This window comes from Calditrichota bacterium, from assembly GCA_014359355.1.
In the GTDB taxonomy this organism is placed as follows: Bacteria; Zhuqueibacterota; Zhuqueibacteria; order JANLFK01; family Oleimicrobiaceae; genus Oleimicrobium.
Genome location: JACIZP010000341.1, coordinates 1 through 7872, shown reverse-complemented (window position 1 = coordinate 7872; position 7872 = coordinate 1). Strand labels below are relative to the sequence as shown.

The window sequence follows — 7872 nt, the reverse complement described above, 5'->3', positions numbered from 1 at the left end:
TCCTGCGGATTGATGATCTGCCGACCACCGTCTTGCCACTCGAAGAAAAAGTTGACGTAGATGCCGCTCAGCGGCCAGAGGCCGTACAGACGTGGCCCCCAATTCATGGGCGTATGCAGGTTGATGTTGACGTGAGCCAACGGCCTGGGGTCGGTGGTGACAATGTTCGGCCAACGCTCCTCCTCGCTGGCGCGCAGGCGGTTCTCGTACACGTAGGCCAGCCCGGTGCGGCCGGTGGTCTGCAGACGGTACTCATAGTTGCCCCAGAAGGTGAAGAAGCGACCGAGCCGTTTCTCCAGGCGCAGTTCCGCACCCCTGATGTCCTTGTAAAAGTCGGGGAAATACTTCTGCACCGTCTGTTCTTCCCAGTAGTCCACATAGGAGCGAGACAGCGGCTCATCCTTCACGTCTTTGTAGTAGAACGTGACGTTGAACAAAAAGTCCTTCCAGAAGTTCTGCTCATAGCCGAACTCGTAGGCGACCGTGCGCGCCATGGTCAGGTCCGGACATGGCACATTGGTAGCGCCCGGCATCACCGCCTGGTTGTAGAGGAAGGTGGGATTGGCCCGCTGGTAGAAATGGCCGTAGTTGAAATAGAGCTTGCTGTTCACCGTGATCGGGAAAGAGACCCCCACCCGCGGCGAGAGCTTCAATTGCGTCTTGTTCTCTGTGGCTGGCCAGCCAGGCGGCTCATCCAGCATCTCGCGGAACTTGACCCACTTCTCCCATGAGCCGAACTTGCCCGGTAAGTACTGGTAGACCAGGTTGAAAAAGTTGGCATAGTCCGGGTCCAGTGGATGGTCAACGAGATAGGCCTTCTTGTTGGGATTGAAGTAGTCGGCCCGCACGCCTAAGGTGGCAATCATGCCCTGGAATTCGAGCTTGTCCTGGAAGTAGGCGCCTATCTCCAGCGGCTTGGCCGTGTAGTACTGCCAGGTGTCGGGCGTCCAACTCTGCTCCGACTGCAGCCAGGTACCAGAGTTGACCGAGATGTAGTTATAATCGACACTGATGCCGGTCTCGACCTGATGGTGCCGGCCCAATTGGGCGGTGAGGTCGGCCTTGAGATTCGCCGACCATGAGTAGGAAGAGTCTGCCGCCTGCAAACCGCCGTACAGCCAGAACATGTTGGTGATGTCGGTCAGCCAGTTGGTGGAGCCGTTGGGAGTGCCCTTGTTGGGCACATCCAACACCCGGTAGGTGCTGTCCAACATGAACCAGGCGTCGGCGCGCGAGGTGTCCAAGGCGAACGGGGTGAGTTTGTTGTCGGTGTAGCCCACCTGCAGGTCCACGGTGTAGAAGGCCTTGGGCGACAGCGTGTGCGTCAGCCTGGCACCGCCCACGAGCAGGCGTTTGTCGTAGAACTGCAGGCGGCTCTTGTTGAACATCTGCACGAAACCGTTGCTTCCACCGAGAAGGGCTGCCTGCTGGGCCACCGAGGCCTCAGTGCTGCTCAGGAAGTTAAAGCGGCTGGAGTTGTCGATGAGCGCCCCGCCGAAAGTGCTGGGCCGCCCGGCGGTCAACGTGTTAACTTCAGCGTACATGCTGTTCAGGGAGAGTTTTATGCTCGGGCTGAAGGTGGTGGTCAACTTGAGCTGGCCATTCCAGTCCACATAGTTGTTGCGTGGCCCAAGGGGGAAGGCGAATTGTGTGTCCTCGTACTTGAACCCAGCCAAAAACGTGGTGCGGCCCAGAAAGGCGCCCAACAGGGGCAAGCCGCCACCCGGTACTGGGCCGGTCAGCGTGCCTTCCACAAAGACGTCTGGCTTGTCCGCGAAGCGATACTGCGGGTGTTGGCGCTTCCACAGGGCCAACTTCTGTTCCGGCGTCAGCTTGGCGTTACGGGGGATGCCGATGGCTTCGTAGTTGCTCTTGCCTTCATTCTTGTGCTTCCAGCCGCGGAAGTAGCGCAACTCCTCTGGCACCGTCGTGTCGCCGATGGTGCCCTTCCAGGCGTAGCCCGTTTCGCTGGTGTCCGCAAAGACCCGATAGATCCACGACTCGTCGCTCCAAGGGTTGACGCCGAAAAATTTTCTTTGGCCGCCAGGCGTGGCATCGACGCGCAGAGACAACGAGTAGCGATCGCGGCGCCCCTCTTTGGTCACCACGTTGACCAACCCAGAGCGGAACCCGCCGTACTTTGCCTGGAAACCACCGGTGAGCACCTGCAGCTCTTCCACGGAGGTGGAGTTGAGTGAGAGGTAGGAGTTCTCCGAGCGTGGGTCGCGCAACGAAATGCCATCGATGCGCACGTCAGTCTCGCGGATGCCGCCGCCGCGGATGCTGAGGCCATGGCCGTCATTATCGGCGACAAGCTGCACGCCCTTGATCTTGTTGACGAACTCGTCCACGCGCATCACCGGCGTTTCTGCCAATCGCTGGGTGAGGATAATCTCCTGCGTGCCCGCGACGTCGGCGCGGATAGGCTCCCGCTCGGCAACCACCTCGATCGCTCCCATCTCCAGCACCTGCGTGGTGAGGGCAAAATCCACGGTGGTGGTGCGGTCCAGGTTCACGCGCACCTGCTGCTTAAGCAGCGGCCCGTAGCCCATCATCGTCGCCCTGATGTCGTAGGTGCCGGGAGGTACGTTGAGGATGACAAAGTACCCCTCGCGGTCGGCTGCCGCCCCGAGTTTGACTTCGAGCGACACCGGTCGGCCAGCCTGCCAGATGCTCTCAACAATGACATTCGCCCCAGGCAATGGTTCCTTGGTTTGCGCGTCATAGACGCGACCGGCTATCTTTCCGTTGGCTGCCTGTGCAGGCGGACATATGCACACGAAAAGCAGCGTCACCAGGCCGGTCAGCGAGACCAGCCAGCCCTGGACAGTACGTCTATGCAGCATATGTGATTCCTCCGTGCTATGGAGACGATTGCAACGTGGTTTACTCCTTGTGCAAGGGCAAGCGAGGAGAGTTCCTCCCCCTCGAATGGGGTGTGGCGATGGGATTGTCGCATGCAGGATACGAAGCAAGGTCGCCTCTTGTCTACCCCGACGCCTTGTTCGGAGAAACTGCGTGGCCAGCCTGTCGATGCGTAGAGGACGAGCTGCTCATGAGGCTGCCACCGCATGCAATTTAACCACGGCGGCTGCAAAAGTCAAGTGTTTTTTTGAGCGGACTTGGCGATGGAAAGCAGCTCTCCTGCACCTCCGACTCGCGAGTAATCGCTGCGCAGGAAAACCTACCGAGGCGAGTGCGAAGGGCAGACGGCCCAATTCCCGACCCCAGAAAACGCCGGGTTCGGCCTTTTTCTGCTTGCAAACACTCGGGCGTTTTTCTATATTGTCGCGAGTTCTTGCGACAAACAGGAAGAAAAGGAGCGAGGCAGACCAAAGTGACTCCCGTTGTGCTGGCACTCGACTTGGGTGGTACCAAATTGGCCACCGCCCTTTTCACCGAAGAAGGCCAGGCGGTGCACAAAGAGGTCGCGCCCTTGCAGCAAAGGAGCGGTCGTCAGGTCGGGGCCCTCGTTTGCGCCCAGATCAGCGCTCTGCTCAAGGTTGCGGAAGACGGCGGCTACGTGCCGCAGGCCATAGGGGTGTCGGTGCCGGGCATCTACTATGCTGCCACCGGTCGGGTGTGGGCGCCGAACATCCCGGGGTGGGAGGAGTACCCGCTCCTTGAGGAGATTTGCTCCTTACCCGCCACGTCGCGGCTGGCGGTGACCATTGATAGCGACCGCGCCGCGTACATCCTCGGTGAGACCTGGCAAGGAGTAGCCAAGGGGTGCCGAAACGCCATTTTCTTGGCCGTGGGCACGGGCATCGGTGCGGGCATACTGGTCGACGGCCGCGTGCTGCGCGGACATGGTGATGTGGCCGGCGCCATAGGCTGGCTGGCCTTGGACAGGCCCTACCGCCCGGAGTACAAGACGTGCGGCTGCTTTGAATACTATGCCTCGGGCGCAGGCATCGCCCGCTTTGCCCACGAGCTCCTCGCCCGCGAATCCGACTACCAGGGGCCACTGCGCGGGAAGTCCCCGGAGCAGCTCGCTGCGCCGGACGTCTTTGCCGCCTTTGCCCAGGGAGATGAATTAGCTACTCGTGTTCTTGACCAGTGCATCGCCTTCTGGGGTATGGCAGTGGCTAACCTAGTAAGCCTTTTCAACCCGGAGCAGATCATCTTCGGCGGCGGGGTTTTTGGGCCGGCCGTGCAGTTTTTGGAACGCATTGCTGAAGAGGCACATCTATGGGCGCAGCCGATCAGCATCACGCAGGTGCGGCTGGTGGCGTCGGCGTTGGGCGGCGAGGCAGGACTCTATGGCGCCGCACGCCTCGCCTGGCTAGCAGCCAGAGAAAGAACATCGTGAGGAAGCCATGAGCTATCGTCGAGCGCAAGTGTTTGCCGCGTGCTGTCTGGGAATGTTGATGTTCGGTGTGGTGCTCACCACGCTGGGCGCAATCCTGCCAGAGGTAATCCCCAAGTTCGGCATCGACAAGACTGAGGCCGGGTCGCTCATGGCCCTTCTTTCTTTTGGCATCCTGAGCGGCTCAGTGGTCTTTGGGCCGATCGCCGACCGCTACGGCTACAAAGCCTTGTTGGCCTTTTGCACTGCTCTGCTCCTGATAGGGTTCGAGGGGATCGCCCTGGCGCCTTCCCTGGCCGTGCTGCGCGCCTTTGTCTTTCTCATTGGATTCGGTGGAGGGGTGATCAATGGCGGGACCAACGCCTTGGTGGCCGAGATCAGTGAGGAGGGGCGCGGCGCCGGTCTCAACCTCTTGGGCGTTTTCTTCGGCATCGGCGCCATGGGGGTGCCGTTGCTGCTCGGGGCGCTCGGCGCACAAACCAGCTATCAATGGGTTATTGGCATCGCCGGGGCTGCCGTGGCGGTCCCTCTGCTGTTCACTCTGGCGGTGCCCTTCCCGAAGCCGAAGCACGCGCAAGGCTTCCCTCTCCGTGATGCCCTTAGACTGGTGGGCCAACCAACGCTGCTTCTGCTCGGCGGCATGCTGTTCTTCCAGAGCGGCATGGAAATCACCACGGGCAGCTGGAGTGCAGTGTTCTTGCAGGAAGAACTGGGCGTCCGGCAGGACAGGGCGGTGCTCTATCTGGTTTCCTACTGGCTCGGGCTTGTGGGGGCGCGCCTGGTGCTGGGCACGATGCTCAAGGCGGCGGCTCGGCCGCGGGTAGTGCGCGCTGCTCTCGCCACTGCCCTGGTTGGAGCACTCCTCACCTTGCTTGCTCGTTCCCCGGGAGTGGCGCTTGTCGGCCTTTTTGTGATCGGCGCAGGATTTGCCGGGCTTTTTCCCACCGTGCTGAGCTTTGTGGGCGATGCCTACCCGAGGTTTTCCGGTACGGCCTTTAGCATCGCCTTTGTGATGGCCTTGACCGGTGGTATGGCTCTGCCGGCACTGGCGGGGGTGATCGGCGACGCGCGCGGCCTGCGCGTCTCATTCCTCCTTATCCCCATCGGCCTGGTGTGCGCGGGCGGGCTGTTCACCGTGGTGAGTCGCCGCCTGGCACGTTCCGTACAGACGAACTGACAATATGGAGCTCACTATGCTGGCTGACATCTGGCTTTCGCATGCACGCAAGGTCATGGATGACATTGCTGCTACGCAACGCGACAATATCACGAAAGCCGCAGCGATCATGGCCGAATCCATCGGCGCAGGGCGCTGGGTGCATACCTTCGGCTGCGGCCACGCCACCCTGCCGGTGGAGGAGATGTACCCCCGCATCGGTGGCTTCGTCGGCTTCCATCCAATGATCGAACTGCCCCTGTCATTCTTCACCCACATCGTGGGCGAGATGGGCGTGCACCAGTTCGTGTTTCTCGAAAGGGTGGAAGGCTACGGCAAGGAGATCATGCGCAGCTACACCTTCGACCCCCGAGACACCATGTGGATTTTCTCCCATTCAGGTATCAACAACGTGAACATCGACATTGCGCTGGAGGCCAAGAGGTTGGGGATGAAGGTGGTGGCCACCGGTTCGGCCCAGGCCTTCAAGGACGCGCCCACCCGCCACTCTTCCGGAAAAAAGATTTTTGAAATCGCCGACGTGGTTGTGGATACCTGTGTGCCCGCGCGTGATGCGGTGGTCCCGTTGAAGAACCACGTGGACAACGTCGGACCTATCTCCACGATCGCCTTCACTACGGCCGTGTGGATGATCATCACCACCGTGGCCGAGATGCTGGTGGAAAAGGGGCACCGCCTGTACATTCATCCCTCGCACAACGTGCCCGGCGACACGACGGCTCGTGAGCGGTTGAGCGAGGCACTGGCGGAGTACAAGAGGAGGATAGCGGGGGTGTAGCAGGGCAAATGACTCAGGGGAGCCGCGAGCTTTAGCGCGCCCCATGACGGCCCTGCAGCGCATCCGAGCGGCGGTATCCGCCCTCCATGCGCCACTGCAAGATTGCCATCTGCGAAGGCTAACTCTCCGGAGTTGGCCTGTGTTTTTTGTGGAGTGCAGGGCACCGCTTAGCGCGGCCGACTCTCAGAATTGGCTCACTTCTTTCTGGCCCAGCACCACAATGCGTGGGCGCGGCGCCGCCGTACACCTGTACCTCCGCGGAACCTTACGCGCGCGGAGGTTTGGCCAGCATTAATCTCTGCGATGGCGGATCTTCCCTCCGACTATCGTTGCCCAGACGGCAAGCCCCTCTTCCAGCAGCACCAGGTCGGCATCCGCTCCCACGGCAAGCTCACCCTTGCCGGCAAGGCCGAGCAGGCGTGCGGGGTTCGCGCTCACCGTATCGATGGCCTGCGCGAGCGAACAGCAGGTGAAGACCTGCAACCGCCGTACCAGGCTGTTCAGCCCCATTGCCGTGCCGATGAGCGTGCCGTCTAAGTAGCGAGCGATCCCGTCCCGCGCTTCGTACTCCCTGCCGTTGTAAACATACCTGCCCTCCGGCAGGCCGAGGGCCTGGATGCCGTCGGTGATGCACACGATCCCTCGCGGGCCGAAAAGGCGCCACGCCAGCCGCACGGCGGCCGGATGGACATGCACGCCATCGGCGATGAGCTGCACCGTCACGCCCCCGGTCTCCGCTATGGCAGGCAAGGGGCCAGGCTCCCGATGGTGAAACGGCGCCATGGCATTGAACAGATGGGTGACGTGCCTGATGCCAGCACCAAAACCCATGGCCGCCTGCTCATAAGTTGCCGCCGAATGCCCAAATGCAGGCACTACCCCCTTGGCGAGGAGCTCGTCGACCAGCGGTATCGCGCCGTCCAGCTCGGGGGCAATGGTCATCATCTTGAGCGCGTCGCCGGTGAGCTGGAGAATGTCGGCCAATGTCCGGGAGGACGGTGGCCCGATGCAGGTGGGACTCATTCCGCCGCGCTTGTCCGGGTTGATGAACGGCCCCTCGAGGTGAATACCCAGCAGGTTCGCGCCTCCTAAGTCTTTCCCCGCGAGGTTGGCAGCCACCTCCAGGTGATGGTTCGCTTTGTCAAAGTGAAAGGCAGTAGTGGCCAAAAAGCTCGTGGTGCCGAACTGCGGCAGGGTGCGGGCAATGGTGCGGAGGGCGTCCTTTGTCCCGTCCAGCACGTCTGCGCCGCCTGCGCCCTGAATGTGCACGTCAATGAATCCCGGCGCCACCACCCGGCCTTCGGCTTCCAGGATGTTCGCTCCCCGCGGGACCGAGAGCCTCGGCCCCATCTTCGCGATGCGCCCGTTTTCGAGCAAGAGGTCAATTGGCGCGGACTTTCCGCCCGCATCGTAAGGAAGGCAATTCCTGAGCAAGAGGCATTCTGGCATAGGCGTCTCCGATTGGGTCCTCGCCAATATAGCCATTTTGCTCCAGCCATGCAAGGTCTTTGTTGCGCCGGTCGCAGGACTCTCCGTGCTACGGCGAACGCAAAGGCCGAGCTAATATCCAAAGGCACCAGCAGCCGCCTGTCATTCGCCCGGCGGACT

5 protein-coding genes are annotated in these 7872 nt (G+C 61.4%); 3 read left to right on the top strand and 2 right to left on the bottom strand.

Annotation, left to right across the window (positions count from 1 at the left end; genetic code table 11):
* Window positions 1–2846: TonB-dependent receptor (locus tag H5U38_14340; GenBank protein MBC7188199.1), on the bottom strand; the 2846-nt coding region annotated here is incomplete at its 3' end.
* A gap of 503 nt (window positions 2847–3349) precedes the next feature.
* Here H5U38_14340 and H5U38_14335 point away from each other — a divergent pair.
* Genes H5U38_14335 through H5U38_14325 form a run of 3 tightly spaced genes read left to right on the top strand, consistent with a single transcriptional unit; the run spans window position 3350 to window position 6264 of the window.
* The gene (locus H5U38_14335) at window positions 3350–4312 is read left to right on the top strand and encodes an ROK family protein (protein ID MBC7188198.1); all 963 of its coding nucleotides are present in this window, start codon (window positions 3350–3352) and stop codon (window positions 4310–4312) included.
* A gap of 7 nt (window positions 4313–4319) precedes the next feature.
* Window positions 4320–5486 carry an MFS transporter gene (locus H5U38_14330; protein ID MBC7188197.1) on the top strand — a complete coding sequence of 389 codons (1167 nt, stop codon included), beginning with the start codon at window positions 4320–4322 and terminating at the stop codon, window positions 5484–5486.
* A 16-nt stretch (window positions 5487–5502) separates the two neighbouring features.
* Entirely contained in the window at window positions 5503–6264 is a 762-nt protein-coding gene (locus H5U38_14325; GenBank protein ID MBC7188196.1) for a sugar isomerase domain-containing protein, read from the top strand.
* A gap of 291 nt (window positions 6265–6555) precedes the next feature.
* On the opposite strand, the gene nagA is transcribed toward H5U38_14325, so the two are convergent.
* Window positions 6556–7713: an N-acetylglucosamine-6-phosphate deacetylase gene (nagA, locus tag H5U38_14320; protein ID MBC7188195.1), complete on the bottom strand. Its 1158-nt coding sequence runs from the start codon at window positions 7711–7713 to the stop codon at window positions 6556–6558.
* Between the last annotated feature and the right edge of the window lie 159 nt (window positions 7714–7872).